We start from the raw sequence: 18,403 nt of genomic DNA on the forward strand, positions 1-18,403 counted from the left end.
CCAGCCCCTTTGAGTCAAGCGTTGTTTTTCAACTTTCCGCTTTTTCTCTTTCTGCCGGAACCGCGTGTTATCGCGTTGTTCCGTGTCAGTGGTGGCGCATTATAGACACTCGCTGAGATCACGCAAGTGTTTATTTCAACTTTTTTTCTGTTTGCAGATAAAACACCCAATCGGGTTACTTTTTAGGTGATTTTGCGCTTTTTTGTACGGGTTTCAGCAGTGCAGGTAAATCCGCGATACTGTTAATCACAATATCTGCCGCCGCTTCGGCGTCTTCCGTTACCGGTTTACCGGTGCGTACCAATACGGTTGTACCCACTTCGGCTGCCCGTCCGGCCAGCATATCGTCGAGCTTATCCCCTACCATATAAGAGTTACTCATATCGATCTTCAGAAATTTCTGTGCATCCAGCAGCATACCCGGCTCCGGTTTACGGCAGTTACATTCCTGACGAAACTCTTCGACAGTACCTTCGGGATGATGAGGACAATAATAGATACCATCCAGGTCAACGCCGCGATCCGCCAGAGACCAGTCCATCCATTCTGTCAGATGCATAAACTGATCTTCGGTAAACATACCGCGGGCAATACCCGACTGATTTGTGACTATGATTAAAGCGTAGCCCATCTGCTTGATGGCCTGCATTGCTTCAATCGCGTTCTCTATAAACTGAAAATCATCAATCTCATGGAGATAGCCGGTATCTACGTTAATGGTGCCGTCTCTATCCAGAAATACTGCGGGGATACCCATGGTTACACTCTTAGTCCGTCATCAATAATGTATTTAGTATCGCCTATTTGATGCGGAATGAGAATGCGGCCTGATAACTAAATCCTGTTGACTTAGCCGTCCAGACATCTTAACATCCGAAAATCATCTGGTGAACAACCAGTTTCACGTAACAAGGTAATAATAATTACATGATAAAGCTGACGAATATAAATAAGGTTTTTCAGCAGGGTCATCGCGAAATACAGGCACTTTCTGATATTAACCTGCACGTCCCGCAAGGGCAGATTTACGGTGTGATTGGTGCTTCCGGCGCCGGGAAAAGTACGCTTATCCGCTGTGTGAATATGCTGGAACGGCCGACATCCGGACAGGTACTCGTCGGCGGCCGTGACCTCACTAAGATGAACGATAAAGAGTTAACCCGTGCCCGTCGCGGCATCGGAATGATTTTTCAGCACTTTAACCTGCTGTCCTCCCGTACTGTTTTCGGGAACATCGCTCTGCCCCTGGAACTGGACCGCGTACCGGCGGCGGAAATTGAAAAACGGGTTGTGAAGCTGCTTGACCTGGTCGGTCTGTCTGATAAACGGGATGTTTATCCGGCAAATCTGTCCGGTGGTCAGAAACAGCGTGTGGCTATCGCCCGCGCACTGGCAAACGAACCGGAGGTATTGCTGTGTGATGAGGCCACCAGCGCCCTGGATCCGGCAACGACCCGTTCGATTCTGGAACTGCTGAAAGACATCAACCGCCGGCTGGAGTTAACTATCCTGCTGATCACCCATGAAATGGATGTGGTGAAACGCATCTGTGACCAGGTTGCGGTTATCAGCGGCGGACAGCTGATTGAACAGAATACGGTGAGTGAGGTGTTCTCTCATCCGAAAACACCAGTGGCACAGGCCTTTATTGAATCCACGCTGCATCTGGATGTGCCGGAAGATTATCTGGCACGTCTGAAACCGGAACCGGCGGAAGGACTGGGTCCGCTGCTGAAACTGGAGTTTGGTGGTCAGTCTGTCGATGCCCCGCTGATCTCGATTGCATCACGCAAGTTCAATATTGATATCAGCATCCTGAGTTCTCAGATGGATTATGCGGGTGGTGTGAAATTTGGTGTCATGCTGGCAGAACTGGACGGTAACAGCCCGCAGGATGTTGAAGCGGCGATTAGTTTTCTGAAAGAACACCACGTAAAAACAGAGGTTCTCGGTTATGTCTGAAGGAATGATTTTACTGTTAGTTAAAGGCATCTGGGAAACCCTGGTTATGACATTTGCATCCGGTTTCCTGGGATTTTTAATCGGTCTGCCGGTGGGGGTACTGCTGTATATCACCCGTTCTGGGCAAATTGCGGATAATAAAAGCCTGTACCGGACCTTGTCCGTGCTGGTCAATATCTTCCGCGCGATTCCGTTCATTATCTTACTGGTGTGGATGATTCCGTTTACCCGGTTAGTCGTCGGTACATCTATCGGGTTACAGGCTGCCATTGTGCCGCTGACTGTCGGCGCTGCACCGTTTATTGCCCGTATGGTGGAAAACGCCCTGCTGGAGATCCCGTCAGGACTGATTGAAGCATCGCGGGCGATGGGAGCCACACCATTACAGATTGTCAGCAAGATCCTGCTGCCGGAAGCATTACCGGGACTGATCAACGCCGCTACCATTACGCTGATCACCCTCGTGGGTTACTCCGCAATGGGTGGTGCTGTCGGTGCAGGCGGGTTAGGTCAGATTGGTTATCAGTATGGTTATGTCGGATATAACGCAGTAGTTATGAATACGGTATTGGCATTGCTGGTTGTTTTGGTCTTTATTATTCAGGTATGTGGTGATCGTCTGGTTAAGGCCGTTACCCACAAATAAGACTCTCTCCGCGCCGCACTGACTGCGAACGCGTATTAAACAGAACGAGGAAAGAAAAGATGGCTTTTAAATTAAAATCGCTTGTCGTTGCCGGTGCTTTGCTGGGTTCATTAGTGCTGGCGGGTTGCGGACAGAATGAAAAAGATCCGAAAAGTATCAAAGTCGGCGTGATCGTCGGTGCTGAACAGCAGGTGGCAGAAGTGGCGAAAAAAGTCGCCAAAGACAAATACGGCCTGAATGTGGAACTGGTTACGTTCAACGACTACGTCATGCCGAACGAAGCGCTCAGCCGTGGTGATATCGATCTGAACGCATTCCAGCACAAACCGTATCTGGATCAGCAGATTAAAGACCGTAACTACAAATTAACTCCGGTGGGCAATACCTTTGTTTATCCGATTGCCGGTTATTCAAAGAAAATCAAATCACTGGATGAATTACAGGACGGCGCACAGGTCGCTCTGCCGAATGACCCGACTAACCTCGGCCGTTCACTGCTGTTATTACAGAAGCAGGGATTAATCAAACTGAAAGAAGGCACCGGTCTGCTGCCGACAGTTCTTGATGTGGTTGAAAACCCGAAAGGTCTGAAACTGATCGAGCTGGAAGCCCCGCAACTGCCGCGTTCACTGGATGATAATAAGATCGACCTGGCCGTGATCAACACCACTTACGCCAGCCAGATCAACTTAACCCCGGCTAAAGACGGCTTATTTGTTGAAGATAAAGATTCACCTTACGTCAACATTATTGTCTCCCGCGAAGATAATAAAGACAGTGAAGCGGTGAAACAATTTGTTCAGGCATATCAGTCTGATGAAGTCTTTAACGAAGCAGATAAAGTCTTCAACGGCGGTGCGGTGAAAGGCTGGTAAAAGACCGGGAGTTCAGAATAACTGCTAAGTTCTTTTATCTTTAATCAAAGAATATTACACTGAGGGTGAACAATTGTTCACCCTTTTTATTTTGTTATAATCATTAAATGTTCATCATATAAATAATAATATTTCATCTGCCCTTACTTTTCTGTTTTGTACAGCCAGAGGATTGTTTTCCATGCGAGTGCTTATTATCAGCCTGCTTGCTCTTCTCATCGCGGGATGCTCTTTCCGTCAGAGTCATTCTGAACAGGAGCAGGCGCAATACGCCGATATGCGGCTGAAAAAATCGGCCGGTAAAAAAGCCAAATCAACATCCGCAGCATCACGCGTCAAACTCTATCTCCACCCGGAAGAACTGTTGGGTAAACCTTTCCGTGACCTTGGTGTGGTTTTGGGTCAGAATTGCCGTGAAGCGGCAAACCCTGCACAGTCCGGTATTCCGGCAGCCCGTAAGCAAATGCTGTCCCGGGCCGGAAAACTGAAAGCAGATGCCGTGTTACTCCACCAGTGCGCCGTGAACCCCGCGCAGGGTTGTAAGCAGCTGGCGGTATGCGAAGGTACTGCGATTAAGGTTGATGATGTCTGAGTTTTCATTTTCGCCCGTGGGGTTTATCCGCTCACCGTGGCAGGAAAAATTTGCGATTCCGCGCCAGCCGGGGCTGGTTGAGGATGGTACCGGGGAACTGCACTTTGTGGCGCCCTATAATCACGCCGACTGCGTGCGCGGACTGGAACAGTTCAGTCATGTGTGGGTCATCTTTGTTTTCCATGATATTCCGGCCGGCAGCTGGCGTCCGCTGGTACGCCCGCCGCGCCTTGGCGGTAATGCCAAAATGGGCGTGTTTGCCACCCGCTCCACCTTCCGCCCGAATCCGATCGGGATGTCGCTGGTTGAACTGAAAAAAGTCTGTTACGACGGCGATACGGCGTATCTCTCCCTCGGCAGCCTGGATCTGCTTAACGGCACACCGGTGCTGGATATCAAACCCTATCTGCCCTATGCTGAATCCGTGCCCGGCGCACTGGCCGGTTTTGCGCAGGAAGAGCCGCCGGCGGATATGCCGGTCGTGTTCAGCCCTGCCGCGCAGCAATTCATAACAGCTCAGGCCGCACAATATCCTGATTTGGCGCGTTTTATCACACAGGTACTGGCGCAGGATCCGCGTCCGGCGTATAAAAAACAACAGGCTGACGATAAAATTTATGCCGTGCACCTGCTGGATTTAAATGTCCGCTGGCATATCCGTGACGGCGTGACCGAAGTCATCAGTCTGGAAAAACGCTAAACCCCTTTTGGGGCGCGGCAGTCACTGGTAAACTGTCAGGCTTAACTTCACTTCTGCGCAGAATATTTCTGCGATAAGACATGTTTGTCGTTCTAATGGAACCTAAATAATGCGTACTACCCAATATCTGCTCTCTACTCTGAAAGAGACCCCTGCTGACGCCGAAGTGGTCAGTCATCAGCTGATGCTGCGCGCCGGGATGATCCGTAAACTTGCTTCAGGTCTGTACAACTGGATGCCGACCGGTGTCCGCGTATTACGCAAAGTTGAAAAGATCGTACGTGAAGAGATGGAAAATGCCGGTTCACTGGAAATCTCCATGCCGGTGGTTCAGCCCGCAGATTTATGGCTGGAGAGCGGACGCTGGGAACAGTACGGTCCGGAGCTGCTCCGTATTACCGACCGCGGCGATCGCCAGTTTGTTCTGGGTCCGACGCACGAAGAAGTGGTCACGGACATCATCCGTAACGAAGTGACATCTTACAAACAGCTGCCGCTGAATGTGTTCCAGATCCAGACCAAATTCCGTGATGAAGTCCGTCCGCGTTTTGGTGTGATGCGCTCCCGTGAATTCATCATGAAAGATGCGTACTCTTTCCACCTGACTCAGGATTCTCTGCAGGAGACGTACGATACGATGTATCAGGCGTACAGCAAAATCTTCAACCGTATCGGACTGGATTTCCGTGCAGTAATGGCAGATACCGGCTCTATCGGCGGAAGTGCATCCCACGAGTTCCAGGTTCTGGCACAGAGCGGCGAAGATGATGTGATTTTCTCCTCTGAGTCCGATTACGCGGCCAATATCGAACTGGCGGAAGCGGTCTGCAACATTACTGAGCGCCCTGCACCGCAGAAAGCAATGGAACTGGTTGATACACCAAACGCGAAAACTATCGCGGAGCTGGTTGAACAGTTTAATCTGCCGGTTGAGAAAACCGTCAAAACCCTGATTGTTCACGGCAGCAAAGAGAGCGGCCACAAACTGGTTGCGCTGCTGGTGCGCGGTGATCACGAACTCAACGAAGTGAAAGCGGAAAAACATCCGCTGGTTGCTTCTCCGCTGGAGTTCGCGACAGAAGAAGAGATCCGCGCAGCCGTGAATGCGGGCCCGGGTTCACTGGGGCCGGTCAATCTGCCGCTGCCGGTGGTCGCTGACCGTACTGTTGCCATGATGAGTGATTTCGGTGCCGGTGCGAATATCGACGGCAAACACTATTTCGGTATCAACTGGGAGCGTGATGCTGCCCTGCCGGAAGTGGCGGATATCCGTAATGTGGTCGCCGGTGACCCGAGCCCGGACGGCAAAGGTACTCTGATGATCAAGCGCGGGATTGAAGTCGGTCATATCTTCCAGCTCGGTAAAAAATATTCCGAAGCACTGAAAGCGACAGTTCAGAACGAAGCCGGTCACAACGAAGTGGTCTTTATGGGTTGCTACGGTATCGGGGTCACCCGTATTGTTGCGGCAGCGATTGAGCAGAACTTCGACGATCGCGGGATTATCTGGCCGGATGCGATTGCACCGTTCCAGGTTGCTCTGCTGCCGATGAATATGCACAAATCTTACCGCGTGAAAGAAGTGGCGGAAAAACTCTACGCTGATCTGACCGCTCAGGGCATTGAAGTGATCTTTGATGACCGTAAAGAGCGTCCGGGTGTGATGTTTGCGGATATGGAACTGATGGGGATCCCGCATACCATCGTTATCGGTGATCGCAACCTCGACAGCGGTGTGGTGGAATATAAATACCGCCGCAGCGAAGATAAATCTCTTATCGCGCTGGATGACGTTGTCAGTGTGCTGAAAGAGAAAATCATCACTGCCTGATTATCAGTGCTGTGAATACAAAAAGGCTGAACATCTGTTCAGCCTTTTTTATGCCTGCGGGAGCCGGAAGAACTTACTGACAACCGCGTGATTTATCCAGTACGGATTTGCCGGTCTGGATCAGCGCCTGATCAAACTGGCCGTCTTCCATGGACGGACGGATGGTGTAATACCCTTCCACTTCCAAATAGACAGGTTTTCCGCCTTCAACGCCCAGCTTGCCGTAGCCCTGCTCTAAGCCGATATTGCCCGGTACCGCGTAAACCACACCGGTCTGGCAATCTTTAAACGTTGCCGCATCCGCCATATAACGATATTCACCTTTCAGCTGTACCGGTTTCACCATTTTCAGGGTGTAGTTCAAATCCGATTTAACCGGGTTGCCGTCGATATCCAGCATTACCAGCGATTTATCCTGCGGATCATAATAAGCACGCTGCCCGGCAGTATCGGTCAGACGCAGTTTTTCGCCGTCTTTCGCCCAGGTCCCGGTTTCAAAGAAGGTCTGGTTGCCGTCGCGGGTTTCCAGATAGGTGCGCTGCATAACATAGGTGCCGTCACCTTCCAGTAAAACGGTCACATCCATGCCGGAGCAATCGGCACACGGAACCACGCCGTTATAGGCACGGTCAAGAACATGGACTTCCGGAGTTGGTGGCACAACCACTGTCGAACTACAGGCCGTAATGCTGAAAATGCCTGCCGCCAATAAGAGTTTTGTCAGATTTTTCATGTTTCCCCCTGAACATCAGATGAGGTAATGTTAGCAAAATGATTGTCAGTTTTTGTATATTCACGCGCTTTCAGACAATTACGCATTTTTATTTTTAAAATGGCAATGATTTTCCTCAAAACAGTGATAAACAATATGTTTTGCCGATAATAAAATGTAATCAGTAATAGCCAATATGATAACTATGATATAGTCTGCTGGGAGCGATGAGGCTATTTGAATAACCATCCGCGGATGATACCGCAAGCGAAAGTATGGTGAGGGAATATGTCTGCAGAAAACGAATATCAACCAATTAATTGTGATGACTATGACAACCTCGAACTGGCCTGCCAGCATCATATGGTACTGGAAGTGACCTTACAGGGGGGCGATGTTCTGACAGGAAAAGCGACCGATTTGGTGCTCCGGAAGAAAGTGGAATACCTTGTTGTCACGATTGACAACGAACTGCGGGAGCTTCGTCTGGACTCTATTGTCAGCTTCAGTCATCCCGAACTGGGAACAGTGGTTATTGATCACTCACCGTCCTGAATAACTCTGCAACCCCGTCCGCGGGGTTGTTTTTTTCCTGCATAATCATCAGTTTTGCCTCATCCGCTTCTCCCTCTTTCGTGACAAATACCCCGACCGCCGCTATCAGCGTATCGTTATACCAGAGCAGCGGTGTGCGTTCGCGCAGCCAGGGCGCAACGCCGCATTCCTGCCACAGCTTTTTGGCTGATCGCCCGCGATCACGGCCGCAGATATGATAATGCCCCTGCAAACCAAAACGGACAGTCACCTGTTCATCCGGGCGCGGCGGACGCACCACAGAAGCCACATCCTGTGTAGTGACCGTTTCCGCCATCCGCAAAATGCCGGCATCATCAGGCAGTTGCAGCGCAGAGTGCAGATCCCACGGCAGGCAATAGTCTGATAACCCAGCGGTTTTTTCTGTCACATGCAGTTTATTCTGATAACGGCGGATGGTGACCGGTTTCAGATAATAGCCCGGCTCTGCATCCGGTTTCGCCAGTGCCACTTCCTGCCAGAGCAGTGCCAACTGATGCTGTGACGGCATCTGCACACCACAGTGTTTCAGCCAGCGGCGCAGTATGCCGTTGCGTTTCGCCGTCCCGGCGCTGAGCAGCGGGATAAAAGATAACCCGTTATCCGCATCCGTTAACTGCATAAGTTCCGGCAGCAGCAGTTCATCCAGCAGGGCTTCCTGTTCACCGCAAAGCGCGGCACTGCGGGAAACTGCCTGAGCAAAGTGCGGCCAGCGGGCATTCAGTTGCGGTAATACCGCATGGCGCAGAAAATTGCGGTCATAACGGCGATCCTGATTACTGTCATCCTCGACCCAGGAAAGCTGATAATATTGTGCATACTGTTCGAGCTGAGCACGGCTGAAGGAGAGTAACGGACGGATCAGCGGATTGGCACCGAATGCCATCTGTTCCGGCATTGCAGAGAGACCGGCAGGGCCGCTGCCGCGTTTTAAGGCAAGAAAGAAGGTTTCGCTCTGATCATCCAGATGCTGTGCGGTTACCAGCGCCTCATCCGGAGCTATCACTTCACGGAAAGCCTGATAGCGGGCATCTCTGGCGGCAGCTTCGATCCCTTTTTTGCGGGGATCCACCTGCACGCGGCACACCTGAAACGGAACAGAGAGTGAATCGCAGAATGTCCGGCAGTGATCTGCCCAGTCATCCGCCAGCGGATTTAATCCGTGATGAATGTAGACTGCCCGCAACCGCAATGCCGGACGCTCAGCGGTCTGCCACTGCCGCAGAGCATGCAGCAGGACAACGGAATCAAGCCCGCCGCTCAGTCCCGCCAGGATTGCCTGCTGAGAGGCAAACACACGGCGGAACACGGCAGACAGTGATTCACAAAAGGCAGTATCCACAACCGGTTATCAGCAGTAGCCGTAGCTCATCAGGCGCTCATAGCGGCGATTAGCCAGAGACTCGCTGTCCAGTTTATCCAGCTCTTCCAGATCAGACAGGATCTGTGCTTTCAGGGATGCGGCAACCGCTTCATAATCACGGTGCGCGCCGCCCAGCGGCTCAGGGATCACATTGTCGATCAGTTTCAGCTCTTTCAGACGCGGCGCGGTGATCCCCATCGCTTCTGCGGCGATCGGCGCTTTATCCGCACTTTTCCACAGAATCGAGGCACAACCTTCCGGTGAAATCACAGAGTAAGTGCTGTATTGCAGCATATTCACTTTGTCGCCCACTGCAATCGCCAGTGCACCGCCGGAACCGCCTTCCCCGACCACGGTACAGACAGTCGGTACTTTCAGGCGGGACATTTCACGCAGGTTACGGGCAATCGCCTCAGACTGGCCGCGCTCTTCCGCGCCCACGCCCGGATAGGCCCCCGGGGTGTCGATAAAGGTGATCACCGGCAGATTAAAGCGCTCTGCCAGTTCCATCAGACGCAGGGCTTTGCGGTAACCTTCCGGTGCCGGCATGCCGAAGTTACGGCGGATTTTTTCTTTGGTTTCACGGCCTTTCTGATGGCCGATAATCATCACCGGACGACCGTCCAGACGGGCAATCCCGCCGACAATCGCTTTGTCATCCGCATATGCGCGGTCGCCTGCCAGTTCCTGAAAATCGGTAAAGATCAGTTTGACGTAATCCAGGGTATACGGACGACGCGGATGGCGTGCCAGCTGAGCAATCTGCCAGGCACCCAGGTCAGCGAAAATCTTACGTGTCAGTTCCAGACTCTTCGCCCGTAAGCGTTCAACTTCTTCGTCAAGATTGATATCGAGTGATTCATCCTGGCGGCTGACCGCGGTCAGCGAATCAATTTTCGCCTCTAACTCGGCAATCGGCTGTTCAAAATCCAGAAAATTAAGACTCATAATGTTCCTATTTTAGTCAAATTCTAATTCTACCTGCTCATTACCCAGCAGAGTCCGCAGATCCGTCAGAAGGGTATCGGTCGGGGTGACCCGCCAGGTGGCACCGAAACGCATCCGCGCTCTGGCATCGTCCTTCTGGTAATAAAGGTGAACCGGTATTGTCCCGGAGCGGTGCGGTTCAAGCGCACCGCGCAGCCGGTGCAGCAGTTGTTCGTCAATTTGCCCGTCCGTGAGCGAGATAGCAAGCCCGCGCGCATATTTTTCGCGTGCTTCGCTGATATCCAGCAGCTCCCTGACCACCATTTTAAGCCCGCCGCTGAAATCATCAAAGCTGACCTGCCCGGAAGCAATCAGAATGCGATCCTGTTCGAGCAGATGCTGGTAACGTTCCAGTGCATCGGAAAATAGCATAATTTCCAGCCGGCCGGAACGATCATCGAGGGTACAGACACCAATCCGGTTTCCCCGTTTGGTGGTGATCACCTTGGAAGCCAGCACCAGACCGACTACCGTGGTCATCTGACCACGCGGTGTCGGGTTAACATCTTTCAGACGTAAACCATGAGTATAGCGCTCAATCTCTTTCAGATAACGGTTTATCGGATGTCCGGTAAGATACAGCCCGAGTGTTTCCCGCTCCCCTTCGAGGATAATTTCGTCCTGCCATTTCGGAATATTGGCATAAGAGCGCTCTACCTGCTCCGGTGCCTCTGCCAGTACCCCGAACATATCCGCCTGACCGATGGCTTCCGCTTTGGCGTGCTGATCCGCTGCTTTCAGCGCATCCTCCAGTGAGGACATCAGCGCGGCGCGGTGCGGCCCCAGCCGGTCAAACGCGCCGGACATAATGAGTTTTTCCATTACGCGGCGGTTCAGTTTTTTGGTGTCCGTACGGGCACACAAATCAAAAATATCCTTGAAATACCCGTCCTTACGGGCTTCCAGAATCGCTTCGATCGGGCCTTCGCCGACACCTTTAATCGCACCGATACCATAGACTATCTCACCTTCATCATTGACATGGAAGTGATACAGTCCGCTGTTGATATCCGGCGGCAATACTTTCAGACCCATCCGCCAGCATTCATCCACCAGCCCGACGACTTTTTCGGTGTTATCCATATCCGCCGTCATCACGGCAGCCATAAATTCCGCCGGATAGTGTGCTTTCAGCCACAGTGTCTGATAGGAAACCAGCGCGTAGGCAGCGGAGTGAGATTTGTTAAACCCGTAGCCGGCGAATTTCTCCACCAGGTCAAAGATTTTCATGGACAGCTCGGCATCGATGCCGTTTTTCACCGCGCCCTCTTCAAATACCGAGCGCTGTTTTGCCATCTCTTCCGGCTTTTTCTTACCCATTGCACGGCGCAGCATATCCGCGCCGCCCAGGGTATAGCCCGCCAGCACCTGGGCAATCTGCATCACCTGTTCCTGATAGAGGATGATGCCGTACGTCGGTTCCAGTACCGGCTGCAGGGATTCATGCTGCCATTCCACATCCGGGTAAGAGATGGCCTCACGTCCGTGTTTACGGTCGATAAAGTTATCCACCATGCCCGACTGCAGCGGGCCGGGCCGGAACAGCGCCACCAGGGCTATCATGTCTTCAAAGCTGTCCGGACGCAGACGTTTGATCAGATCCTTCATGCCGCGGGATTCAAGCTGGAAGACCGCTGTGGTTTCCGAGCGCTGCAGCATATCAAAGCTTTTCTGGTCGTCGAGCGGGATAGCCGCGATATCCACCGGCGGCTTGCCTTTTTTCTCATTGCGCGGGTTAATCATGCCCAGCGCCCAGTCGATAATCGTCAATGTACGCAGACCGAGGAAGTCGAACTTCACCAGACCGGCATATTCCACGTCGTTTTTATCAAACTGCGTGACCGGGTTATTCCCTTCCGGGTCGCAGTAAAGTGGTGCGAAATCGGTAATTTTTGTCGGCGCGATCACCACACCACCGGCGTGTTTGCCGGCGTTACGTGTCACCCCTTCCAGGATACGCGCCATATCGATCAGCGCCCTGACTTCCTCATCGGCCTCATACACCTCGCCGAGCTGCGGCTCTGCCGCAAAGGCTTTTTCCAGTGTCATACCGGGATCCGGCGGCACCAGTTTGGAAATTCTGTCGACAAACCCGTACGGATGCCCCAGTACACGGCCGACATCGCGGATAACCGCTTTTGCCGCCATCGTACCGAAGGTAATAATCTGAGAAACGGCATCACGCCCGTACATTTCGGCTACGTGATCAATCACGCGGTCACGTTTTTCCATGCAAAAGTCGACGTCAAAGTCGGGCATGGAAACACGTTCCGGGTTCAGGAAGCGTTCGAACAGAAGATCGAACTCCAGTGGATCCAGATCGGTGATTTTCAGGGAGTACGCCACCAGTGAACCGGCACCGGAACCACGTCCCGGCCCTACCGGCACATTGTTATCCTTCGACCACTGGATAAACTCCATCACGATCAGGAAGTAGCCGGGGAAGCCCATCTGGTTAATCACTTTCAGTTCAACATCCAGACGCTCGTCATATTCCGGGCGGCGCTGCGCACGCACTTCCGGATCCGGGAACAGGAACGCCAGGCGCTCCTCCAGTCCCTCTTTCGAGCGTTTGACCAGATAATCTTCCGTGCTCATGTCCCCGGTCGGGAACTGCGGCAGGAAATACTCGCCGAGACGGATAGTGACGTTACAACGCTTAGCAATTTCGACGCTGTTCTGCAGTGCTTCCGGGATGTCGGCGAACAGTTCGCACATCTCGTCCTCACTGCGCAGATATTGCTGAGGGCTGTAGAGTTTCGGACGTTTCGGATCCGCTAACGTATAACCATCATGAATGGCTACGCGGATTTCATGGGCGTCAAAATCCTCACTGCTGATAAAGCGGACATCATTGGTCGCCACCACCGGCAGAGATTTCTCTGTCGCCAGCTGTACCGCAGCATGCAGATAGCTTTCCTCATCCTGGCGGCCGGTACGGATAAGCTCCAGATAGAAGCTGTCCGGGAAGTGGGTCTGCCAGAATTCCAGCGCCTGCTCCACCAGGGCGCTGTTACCGCGCAGCAGAAACTTACCCACATCCCCCTTGCGCCCGCCGGAGAGAATAATCAGCCCTTCTTTATGATTAACCAGCCAGTCGCGCTGAATGGTCGGTCCCTGTGCACCGTAGCCTTTCTGATAGGCTTCGGAGATAAGCAGGGTCAGGTTCTGATAACCGGTATTATTGCGTGCCAGAATCGTGAGTGACGCCAGTTCATCACCCAGCAGCTCGCTTTCCATCAGGAAATCCGCGCCGACAATCGGTTTCACCCCGGCGCCGTGCGCACTGCCGTAAAATTTCACCAACCCGCACAGGTTAGTGAAGTCCGTAATCGCCATCGCCGGCATATTCATCGACGCCACTTTCTTGACCAGCGGGCCGGTTTTAGCCAGTCCGTCAATCATGGAATAGTCGCTGTGAATATTAAGATGAATAAAACGCGGTTCCGCCATTACGCCATCCTCACTTACTGATACCGGCCAGCGCGCGGCGGACCGGGCCAAAACTGGTGCGGTGATGCTCTGTCACCCCATACTGTGCCAGCATCTCAAGATGCAGCGCTGTCGGGTAACCTTTGTGTTTTGCAAATCCGTACTGCGGGAATTGTTTATCCAGCTCCGCCATTTCGCGATCCCGCGTGACTTTTGCCAGTATCGACGCCGCACTGATCTCCGGCACCAGCCCGTCACCCTTGATCACTGCCTGAGCAGGGACACCAAAATCCGGCGCTTTGTTGCCGTCCACCAGTACAAAACCCGGACGCACCGGCAACCCGGCAACCGCCCGCTGCATCGCCAGGAATGTGGCCTGCAAAATATTGATTTGATCGATTTCCGCCGCTTCCGCGCGGCCGATACTCCAGTACAGTGCCTTTTCCTGAATTTCCGCAAACAGGCGCTCACGTTTTTTCTCCGTGAGCTTTTTGGAGTCCGCCAGACCGTCGATCGGGTTCTGCGGATCAAGAATAACGGCGGCGGTAACCACCGCGCCGACCAGCGGCCCGCGGCCGACTTCATCGACACCGGCAATCAGTGCCGCGGCCGGATAAACAAAATCCATTAATTACTCGCTATATCTGATACGGCCTGTGCCGCCTGATTATCCGCATCAAGACGGATTTTCTGATGAAGTTCCAGGAAGGTTTCTCTGAGTTTATCCACGGCTTCACCGCCCTGCAACAGCGGCAGCAGTGCATTTGCCAGCAGATCACTGCGGCACTCATCCTGTAACAGTTCCGGCACGATCTCACACCCTGCCAGCAGGTTCGGCAGTGACACATACGAAGTTTTGACCAGCCGTTTCGCCAGCCAGAACGTGAACGGCTTCATGCGATAGCCCACGACCATCGGGCATTTCGCCAGCATGCACTCCAGTGCCGCCGTACCTGACGCCAGCAGTGCGGCGTCCGAGGCAATCATGGCATCACGGGCGCGGCCGTCAAGCAGGTGCACATCCAGTTCCGGGGCAATTTCCTGTTTGATAGCTTCAAATTCAGCGCGGCGTTTCGCATTTACCAGCGGCACCACAATCTGTAAATCCGGCAGTGCCTGCCGCAGCAGTTGCGCGGTTTTCAGAAAATCGCCGCTGAGCATCGAGACTTCCGCGTGACGGCTGCCCGGCAGTATTGCCAGACACGGCGCGGACGGATCCAGCCCCAGTGCGTCACGGGCAGCGGTTTTGTCCGGCTGCAACGGCAGTGCATCTGCCATAGTGTGGCCGATAAAGCGGCACGGCACATTGTATTTGTCGTAAAACGCTTTTTCGAACGGCAGGAAAGCCAGCACCAGATTGGTCGCTTTGGCGATTTTAAAGACCCTGTTCTGCCGCCACGCCCAGACTGACGGACTGACATAGTGGATCGTTTTGATCCCGGAAGACTTTAACCGTCCTTCCAGGGTGATATTGAAATCCGGTGCATCAATGCCGACAAAAACATCCGGCTTCAGTTCACGGAAGCGGCGGGTGAGATCACGGCGGATGGAGAGCAGACGCGGCAGGCGCCCCAGCACTTCCACAATGCCCATCACCGCCAGTTCTTCCATTTCATACCAGGTTTCACAGCCTTCCGCCTGCATCAGCGGACCAGCAACCCCGAAGAAACGAACATCCGGATATTTTTCTTTCAGTGCGCGCATTAAGCCTGCGCCGAGAATATCGCCGGAGGTTTCTCCGGCGACAATACCTATCGTGAGCGGACGAGGTGATACCGACATGGCAGCCCCCGCAATTACGGACGGATGATCCCGCGTTCAGCGGTATCCAGGAAGTCAGCGAAGGTTTTTACATGGACATTTTCTTTCGCCAGTTCAGCCAACTGCACTTTGGCTTCTGCCAGCGTCAGATTACTGCGGTACAGGACTTTATAGGCATTCTGTAACGCACTGATATCGTCTTTATCAAAACCACGGCGTTTGAGGCCGATAGCATTGAGGCCGAAGGCGGTCACATGGTTACCCTGCGCGATTAAGAACGGCGGGATATCCTGCGCCACACCTGAACAGCCGCCGACCATCACGTGCTCACCGATACGGCAGAACTGATGAACAGCCGATAAGCCACCCAGGATGACATAATCATCCAGCGTGACATGACCCGCCAGGGTTCCGTTGTTGGCAATGATACAATGGTTGCCGATCACACAGTCGTGAGCAACATGGGCATTGATCATCAGCAGGTTGTCGTTACCGATACGGGTAACGCCGGTGTCCTGCGCGGTGCCGCGATGAATAGTCACACTTTCGCGGATACGGTTACGATCACCGATTTCAACGCGGGTCGGTTCACCTTTGTATTTCAGATCCTGGTTTATCTCACCAATGGAGGCAAACTGGAAAATCTGGTTATCACGACCAATTTTGGTATGACCATTAATCACAACATGGGACTTGATTTCAGTCCCCTCACCGATCTCAACATCCGCACCAATACAGCAGAAAGGACCGATGGTGACATTGGCACCAATAACGGCGCCGTCTTCGATAATGGAAGACGGGTGGATCCGGGCGGTTTTATCGATCATTTATTACCCCTCACGGCGGCGTGCACACATCATGGTAGCTTCGCAGGCAACTTCTCCGTCAACTTTCGCAACACCCGTGAAACGGGCAACGCCGCGGCGTTCCTTATGGAAAGTCACTTCGAGGATCATCTGGTCTCCCGGCAGTACCGGGCGTTTAAAGCGACAGTCATCGATGGCGGCAAAATAATACAATTCGCCCGGCTCTAATTTACCCAGGCTTTTGAACGCCAGAATGCCGGTGGCCTGAGCCATCGCTTCCAGAATAAGAACGCCCGGAAAAATCGGTTTGCCCGGGAAGTGCCCCTGGAAGAACGGCTCATTGAATGATACGTTTTTCACGGCACGTAAAAATTTACCTTCTTCAAAATCCAGCACGCGATCCACTAATAAAAACGGATACCGGTGCGGAAGAAGCTCTAAAATTTCATCAATTTTGAGAGTATGGTTGTCACTCATCAGAATACTCTTCCTGTCTCTTTGTCATATGTCTTATTAATAACACGGCCTGCTATACCCGTCACGCGGTTAGCAGGCCGCAAAAATACCGCAAAATGCGCTGTTATTTATCGTCGTTATCCAGCTGCCGTTCGACTGCCTTCAGGCGTTTATTCATTTCGCTGATGTTCATCACCAGCGCGGCAGTTTTACGCCATGTTTTATTTGGCTGTAACGGAATACCGGAGGAGTATACACCCGGTTCGGTGATAGGCCGCATTACCATGCCCATACCTGTCACGACGACGCGATCGCAGATTTCCATATGACCATTAATGACGCTTGCTCCGCCAATCATACAGTTGCGGCCGATTTTCAGGCTCCCGGCCATAATCACACCACCGGCTACTGCGGTGTTGTCGCCGATTATGACGTTATGGGCAATCTGGCACTGGTTATCAATGATAACACCATTACCGATTACCGTATTTTCTAATGCACCACGGTCGATAGTGGTACAGGAGCCGATTTCAACCCGGTCACCGATAATAACGGAACCCAGCTGAGGGATTTTAACCCACTGACCGCGGTCGTTGGCATAACCGAATCCGTCCGCACCGATAACGGTGTTGGAATGAACCAGGCAGCCTTCGCCAATCACGATCCCGTGGTACACGGTGACATTTGCCCAGATACGGGTTTTGGCACCGATGGTGGTATTTTTGCCGACAAACGATCCTGCGCCGATGATAACATCGTCACCCAGAACCACGCCGGACTCAATGACAGCATTCGCACCGACCGACACATTCGCCCCGAGAGAGGCTGACGGGTCAATCACCGCAGACGGATGGATATTCTCAGCCGGAGCCGGTGTGGTATCCATAATCTGCGCCATATGCGCATACGCCAGGTACGGGTCTTTCACCACAAGGGCAGCGACCTGACAAAACGGTAAATCGTCTTCACGCAATACCACAGCACCCGCCTGACAACCAGCCAGTTTTTCCCGGTAACGGGCATCAGACAGAAAGGTAATTTGCCCGCTGTTTGCTGAATGCATAGGTGCGATACCGGTGATGACGAGATCGCCATCACCGTGTAACGTTGCATTCAACTGCTGAGCGAGATCAGCTAATCGAATGGAAGACATTAATTATTTAACCTGTTTCAGAACATCAGCAGTGATATCAATGCCGGAAACAGAGTAAGCAACTGCGTTAGCATCGATCACAACGTCATATCCGCCTTTTGAAGCAACAGATTTCACTGCATCTTCAACACGCTTCATGACTTTGTTGCGCTCTTCCATCTGACGTTTCTGGAAATCCTGGTCAAATGCCTGGGCTTTTTTCGCGAAGTCAGCACGTTTGGTGTCGAATTCACCTGCCAGTTTCTGACGCTCGCTGTCTTTCATGGTCGCGCCGTCTTTCTGCAGTTTCTGAGCACGGGTCTGCAGATCTTTTTCTAAACTCTGCAGTTCAGTACCACGGCTTTTGAATTCGCTTTCCAGTTGTTTTGCTGCCGCTTCACGGCCCGGCATTTTCTGGACAACTTCACCGATGTTGACAACCGCGATCTTGTCAGCAGCCTGAGCAGCACCGGCAGACATCGCTAATACCATACCCACGCTGGCAGCAGTTAATAACTTTTTCACAATAAAACCCCTTAAACACCATTTACTGGTTGGATATTAAACCCAATGGT

At 52.5% G+C, this 18,403-nt stretch carries 18 protein-coding genes; 7 read left to right on the forward strand and 11 right to left on the reverse strand.

Features of this window, described 5'->3' with window-relative positions; translation table 11 throughout:
• Positions 1-175 precede the first annotated feature (175 nt).
• A complete protein-coding gene (gmhB, locus tag X965_RS08960; protein WP_004237249.1) occupies positions 176-757 on the reverse strand; it encodes a D-glycero-beta-D-manno-heptose 1,7-bisphosphate 7-phosphatase in 582 nt (193 codons plus the stop codon).
• A gap of 170 nt (positions 758-927) precedes the next feature.
• Here gmhB and metN point away from each other — a divergent pair, with 170 nt between their 5' ends.
• The 6 genes from metN (at position 928) to proS (ending at position 6,606) form a co-directional block, all read left to right on the forward strand.
• Positions 928-1,962, forward strand: a complete 1,035-nt coding sequence (metN, locus tag X965_RS08965; protein ID WP_004237248.1) for a methionine ABC transporter ATP-binding protein MetN — start codon at positions 928-930, stop codon at positions 1,960-1,962.
• Complete coding sequence (locus X965_RS08970) at positions 1,955-2,608, forward strand: methionine ABC transporter permease MetI (RefSeq protein WP_004242237.1); 654 nt, start codon at positions 1,955-1,957, stop codon at positions 2,606-2,608. Before metN ends, X965_RS08970 begins: the two co-directional genes overlap by 8 nt.
• A 59-nt stretch (positions 2,609-2,667) precedes the next feature.
• Positions 2,668-3,483 carry a MetQ/NlpA family lipoprotein gene (locus X965_RS08975; RefSeq protein ID WP_004237246.1) on the forward strand — a complete coding sequence of 272 codons (816 nt, stop codon included), beginning with the start codon at positions 2,668-2,670 and terminating at the stop codon, positions 3,481-3,483.
• A 181-nt stretch (positions 3,484-3,664) separates the two neighbouring features.
• Positions 3,665-4,075 (forward strand): Rcs stress response system protein RcsF, encoded by a 411-nt coding sequence (gene rcsF, locus X965_RS08980; protein ID WP_004237245.1) that lies wholly within the window; start codon positions 3,665-3,667, stop codon positions 4,073-4,075.
• The gene (gene tsaA, locus X965_RS08985) at positions 4,068-4,775 is read left to right on the forward strand and encodes a tRNA (N6-threonylcarbamoyladenosine(37)-N6)-methyltransferase TrmO (RefSeq protein ID WP_004242235.1); all 708 of its coding nucleotides are present in this window, start codon (positions 4,068-4,070) and stop codon (positions 4,773-4,775) included. Before rcsF ends, tsaA begins: the two co-directional genes overlap by 8 nt.
• Positions 4,776-4,884: 109 nt before the next feature.
• Complete coding sequence (proS, locus tag X965_RS08990; protein WP_004237243.1) at positions 4,885-6,606, forward strand: proline--tRNA ligase; 1,722 nt, start codon at positions 4,885-4,887, stop codon at positions 6,604-6,606.
• Between the two features lie 73 nt (positions 6,607-6,679).
• Here proS and nlpE read toward each other — a convergent pair whose 3' ends face one another.
• Entirely contained in the window at positions 6,680-7,339 is a 660-nt protein-coding gene (nlpE, locus tag X965_RS08995; RefSeq protein WP_004237242.1) for an envelope stress response activation lipoprotein NlpE, read from the reverse strand.
• Between the two features lie 267 nt (positions 7,340-7,606).
• Here nlpE and rof point away from each other — a divergent pair, with 267 nt between their 5' ends.
• Positions 7,607-7,873 (forward strand): Rho-binding antiterminator, encoded by a 267-nt coding sequence (gene rof / locus X965_RS09000; protein WP_004237241.1) that lies wholly within the window; start codon positions 7,607-7,609, stop codon positions 7,871-7,873.
• Here the strand turns inward: rof and tilS are convergent.
• The 9 genes from tilS to X965_RS09045 all read right to left on the reverse strand — a co-directional run bounded on the left by tilS (position 7,851) and on the right by X965_RS09045 (position 18,353).
• The gene (gene tilS, locus X965_RS09005) at positions 7,851-9,233 is read right to left on the reverse strand and encodes a tRNA lysidine(34) synthetase TilS (protein ID WP_015422462.1); all 1,383 of its coding nucleotides are present in this window, start codon (positions 9,231-9,233) and stop codon (positions 7,851-7,853) included. The two genes, rof and tilS, sit on opposite strands and share 23 nt — an antisense overlap.
• 9 nt (positions 9,234-9,242) lie before the next feature.
• Complete coding sequence (accA, locus tag X965_RS09010) at positions 9,243-10,202, reverse strand: acetyl-CoA carboxylase carboxyl transferase subunit alpha (protein WP_004237239.1); 960 nt, start codon at positions 10,200-10,202, stop codon at positions 9,243-9,245.
• Between the two features lie 12 nt (positions 10,203-10,214).
• Positions 10,215-13,694: a DNA polymerase III subunit alpha gene (dnaE, locus tag X965_RS09015; RefSeq protein WP_004237238.1), complete on the reverse strand. Its 3,480-nt coding sequence runs from the start codon at positions 13,692-13,694 to the stop codon at positions 10,215-10,217.
• Between the two features lie 10 nt (positions 13,695-13,704).
• Positions 13,705-14,301 carry a ribonuclease HII gene (gene rnhB, locus X965_RS09020; protein WP_036417836.1) on the reverse strand — a complete coding sequence of 199 codons (597 nt, stop codon included), beginning with the start codon at positions 14,299-14,301 and terminating at the stop codon, positions 13,705-13,707.
• Positions 14,301-15,455, reverse strand: a complete 1,155-nt coding sequence (gene lpxB / locus X965_RS09025) for a lipid-A-disaccharide synthase (protein WP_036417838.1) — start codon at positions 15,453-15,455, stop codon at positions 14,301-14,303. The genes rnhB and lpxB overlap by 1 nt, the downstream gene beginning before the upstream one ends.
• 14 nt (positions 15,456-15,469) lie before the next feature.
• The gene (lpxA, locus tag X965_RS09030) at positions 15,470-16,261 is read right to left on the reverse strand and encodes an acyl-ACP--UDP-N-acetylglucosamine O-acyltransferase (protein ID WP_004237235.1); all 792 of its coding nucleotides are present in this window, start codon (positions 16,259-16,261) and stop codon (positions 15,470-15,472) included.
• A gap of 3 nt (positions 16,262-16,264) precedes the next feature.
• The gene (fabZ, locus tag X965_RS09035; protein WP_004237234.1) at positions 16,265-16,717 is read right to left on the reverse strand and encodes a 3-hydroxyacyl-ACP dehydratase FabZ; all 453 of its coding nucleotides are present in this window, start codon (positions 16,715-16,717) and stop codon (positions 16,265-16,267) included.
• 103 nt (positions 16,718-16,820) lie between these two features.
• Positions 16,821-17,849, reverse strand: coding sequence for a UDP-3-O-(3-hydroxymyristoyl)glucosamine N-acyltransferase (lpxD, locus tag X965_RS09040; RefSeq protein ID WP_015422461.1), 1,029 nt, complete (start codon positions 17,847-17,849; stop codon positions 16,821-16,823).
• 3 nt (positions 17,850-17,852) lie between these two features.
• Positions 17,853-18,353 (reverse strand): OmpH family outer membrane protein, encoded by a 501-nt coding sequence (locus X965_RS09045; RefSeq protein ID WP_004242223.1) that lies wholly within the window; start codon positions 18,351-18,353, stop codon positions 17,853-17,855.
• Positions 18,354-18,403 lie beyond the last annotated feature (50 nt).

The organism is Morganella sp. EGD-HP17 (genome assembly GCF_000512315.2).
Lineage (GTDB): Bacteria > Pseudomonadota > Gammaproteobacteria > Enterobacterales > Enterobacteriaceae > Morganella > Morganella morganii.

Excerpts from the sequence above, each read along its gene's own strand:
- gmhB (WP_004237249.1), bottom strand. The coding sequence starts at position 757 with ATGGGTATCCCCGCAGTATTTCTGGATAGAGACGGCACCATTAACGTA.
- metN (WP_004237248.1), top strand. The coding sequence starts at position 928 with ATGATAAAGCTGACGAATATAAATAAGGTTTTTCAGCAGGGTCATCGC.
- X965_RS08970 (WP_004242237.1), top strand. The coding sequence starts at position 1,955 with ATGTCTGAAGGAATGATTTTACTGTTAGTTAAAGGCATCTGGGAAACC.
- X965_RS08975 (WP_004237246.1), top strand. The coding sequence starts at position 2,668 with ATGGCTTTTAAATTAAAATCGCTTGTCGTTGCCGGTGCTTTGCTGGGT.
- rcsF (WP_004237245.1), top strand. The coding sequence starts at position 3,665 with ATGCGAGTGCTTATTATCAGCCTGCTTGCTCTTCTCATCGCGGGATGC.
- tsaA (WP_004242235.1), top strand. The coding sequence starts at position 4,068 with ATGTCTGAGTTTTCATTTTCGCCCGTGGGGTTTATCCGCTCACCGTGG.
- proS (WP_004237243.1), top strand. The coding sequence starts at position 4,885 with ATGCGTACTACCCAATATCTGCTCTCTACTCTGAAAGAGACCCCTGCT.
- nlpE (WP_004237242.1), bottom strand. The coding sequence starts at position 7,339 with ATGAAAAATCTGACAAAACTCTTATTGGCGGCAGGCATTTTCAGCATT.
- rof (WP_004237241.1), top strand. The coding sequence starts at position 7,607 with ATGTCTGCAGAAAACGAATATCAACCAATTAATTGTGATGACTATGAC.
- accA (WP_004237239.1), bottom strand. The coding sequence starts at position 10,202 with ATGAGTCTTAATTTTCTGGATTTTGAACAGCCGATTGCCGAGTTAGAG.
- dnaE (WP_004237238.1), bottom strand. The coding sequence starts at position 13,694 with ATGGCGGAACCGCGTTTTATTCATCTTAATATTCACAGCGACTATTCC.
- rnhB (WP_036417836.1), bottom strand. The coding sequence starts at position 14,301 with ATGGATTTTGTTTATCCGGCCGCGGCACTGATTGCCGGTGTCGATGAA.
- lpxB (WP_036417838.1), bottom strand. The coding sequence starts at position 15,455 with ATGTCGGTATCACCTCGTCCGCTCACGATAGGTATTGTCGCCGGAGAA.
- lpxA (WP_004237235.1), bottom strand. The coding sequence starts at position 16,261 with ATGATCGATAAAACCGCCCGGATCCACCCGTCTTCCATTATCGAAGAC.
- fabZ (WP_004237234.1), bottom strand. The coding sequence starts at position 16,717 with ATGAGTGACAACCATACTCTCAAAATTGATGAAATTTTAGAGCTTCTT.
- lpxD (WP_015422461.1), bottom strand. The coding sequence starts at position 17,849 with ATGTCTTCCATTCGATTAGCTGATCTCGCTCAGCAGTTGAATGCAACG.